Source organism: Kitasatospora sp. NPDC054768 (assembly GCF_053612025.1).
Window position 1 is genome coordinate 1 of record NZ_JBSHBN010000325.1, and the last position, 2509, is coordinate 2509.

Consider the following 2509-nt stretch of genomic DNA (forward strand, 5'->3'; position numbering starts at 1 on the left):
GACGTCTGGCAGTACATCGAGCGCGAGGGCATCGAGCTGCCGGAGATCTACTACGCCCACGAGCGGGACGTCTTCGCCCGCTCCGGCATGTGGCTGACCGCCGGCGACTGGGGCGGCCCCCGGGAGGACGAGCCCGTGGAGCGGCGCCTGGTCCGCTACCGCACCGTCGGCGACATGTCCTGCACCGGCGCCGTCGACTCCGACGCCACCACCATCGAGGCCGTCATCGCCGAGATCGCCGCCTCCCGCCTCACCGAGCGCGGCGCCACCCGCGCCGACGACAAGATGTCCGAGGCCGCGATGGAAGACCGCAAGCGCGAAGGGTACTTCTAGACATGAGCACCACCACCCCGGAAGCCACCAGCGCCCAGCACACCGCCGCCGCGACCTCGCTGCTGCGTTTCGCCACCGCCGGCTCCGTCGACGACGGCAAGTCCACCCTCGTCGGACGGCTGCTGCACGACTCCAAGTCCGTCCTCGCCGACCAGCTGGAGGCCGTCGAGCACGCCTCCCGCAGCCGCGGCAAGGACACGCCCGACCTCGCCCTGCTCACCGACGGCCTGCGCGCCGAACGCGAACAGGGCATCACCATCGACGTCGCCTACCGCTACTTCGCCACCCCCCGACGCCGCTTCATCCTCGCCGACACCCCCGGCCACGTGCAGTACACCCGCAACATGGTCACCGGCGCCTCCACCGCCGAACTCGCCGTCGTCCTCGTCGACGCCCGCAACGGCGTCGTCGAACAGACCCGCCGCCACGCCGCCGTCGCCGCCCTCCTGCGGGTGCCGCACGTGGTCCTGGCCGTCAACAAGATGGACCTCGTCGACTACGCCGAACCCGTCTTCGCACGGATCGCCGCCGAGTTCACCGCCTACGCCGCCTCCCTCGGCGTCACCGACGTCCTCGCCGTCCCCATCTCCGCGCTCGCCGGGGACAACGTCGTCGAACCGTCCGCCCACATGGACTGGTACGGCGGCCCCACGCTGCTGGAGCACCTGGAGACGGTCCCCGTCGGCAGCGACCCGAGCGCCGAACCCGCCCGCTTCCCCGTCCAGTACGTCATCCGCCCCCAGACCGACGAACACCCCGACTACCGCGGCTACGCCGGCCAGTTGGCCTCCGGCGTCCTGCGCGTCGGCGACGAGGTCACCGTGCTCCCGTCGGGCCACACCACCACCGTCGCCGCCATCGACGCCCTCGGCCGCCCGACGGACATCGCCTGGACGCCGCAGTCGGTGACCGTCCGCCTCGCCGACGACCTCGACATCTCCCGCGGCGACCTCATCGCCGCGGGAGCCGCCCCCACGCCCACCAAGGACATCGAAGCCACCGTCAGCCACCTCAACGAACGGCCGCTGCGCGCCGGCGACAAGGTCCTCCTCAAGCACACCACCCGCACGGTGCGCGCGCTGGTCAAGGCGATCACCTACCGCATCGACATCGACACTCTCGAACAGCGCTCCGGCGCCGACGGGTTGAACGTCAACGACATCGGCCACGTGCTCCTGCGCACCGCCGAACCACTGGCGCTCGACGCCTACACCACCAACCGCCGCACCGGCTCGTTCCTGCTCATCGACCCGGCGGACGGCACCACCCTCACCGCCGGCATGGCCGGCGAAGCCTTCGACACCGTACGCGCCACGGACACCACAGAGGAGGACTGGGTCTGATGCCCAGCGAGGCCTTCTCGGGCATGGACAAGGAAGGCGGCCGCATCGGCAGCGGCGTCCTCGGCAGCGGCCAGGGCGGCCTGACGCGATGTGCGGGCCGACAGGGCTGAGAACGCCCTGTCACCGGGCTGTTCTTCCCCCACAGCCGCCCGGCTTGCCCCGGCACCCCGCTGCCGCAGCGCCACCTTCCGATCGTCCGTCCCGGACCGCTTTCTGACGGTCCGTCCGTGAACAGGACTCCACCATGGCACCGAACCCGACGCCTTCGCATACCCGCCTTCGCCCGAACGCCGGCCGGATCAGACGCACCGCCGCGACCGCCGTCGCCGGTCTGACCGCCGCCGCCCTGCTGTCCGCCTGCAGCTACGGCTCCAAGGCCGATGACAAGGCCAACACCGCCGCCACCGCGGCCGGTTCGGCCACCGGCGCCAAGCTGTCCGCGGACACGGTGAAGATCGGCTACTTCTCCAACCTCACCCACGGCACCCCGCTGGTCGGCCTCCAGGAGGGGCTGTTCCAGAAGGAGCTGGGCGCCACCCAGATCAAGACCCAGGTCTTCAACGCCGGACCCGCCGAGATCGAGGCGCTCAACGCCGGCTCCATCGACATCGGCTGGATCGGCCCCTCCCCCGCGATCAACGGCTACACCAAGTCCGACGGCCAGTCCCTGAAGATCATCGGCGGCTCCGCCTCCGGCGGCGTCAAACTCGTCGTCAACCCCGAGAAGGTCTCCTCGCTGGACGACCTCAAGGGCAAGAAGATCGCCACCCCGCAGCTGGGCAACACCCAGGACGTGGCACTGCTCAACTACCTCGCGGGCAAGGGCTTCAAGG

3 protein-coding genes are annotated in these 2509 nt (G+C 70.9%); all 3 read left to right on the top strand.

Annotated features, from left to right (window positions below):
• Positions 1–333, top strand: a 333-nt coding sequence (locus ACWGKU_RS40840) for a phosphoadenosine phosphosulfate reductase domain-containing protein (protein ID WP_452191831.1), incomplete at its 5' end; no start/stop codon positions are given.
• Positions 334–335: 2 nt separating this feature from the next.
• A complete protein-coding gene (locus ACWGKU_RS40845) occupies positions 336–1676 on the top strand; it encodes a sulfate adenylyltransferase subunit 1 (RefSeq protein ID WP_452181065.1) in 1341 nt (446 codons plus the stop codon).
• Positions 1677–1920: 244 nt separating this feature from the next.
• Positions 1921–2509, top strand: a 589-nt coding sequence (locus ACWGKU_RS40850) for an ABC transporter substrate-binding protein (protein ID WP_452181064.1), incomplete at its 3' end; no start/stop codon positions are given.

Bases quoted from the DNA above. Each gene is read 5' to 3' on its own strand.
- ACWGKU_RS40845 (WP_452181065.1), top strand. From the start codon at position 336: ATGAGCACCACCACCCCGGAAGCCACCAGCGCCCAGCACACCGCCGCC.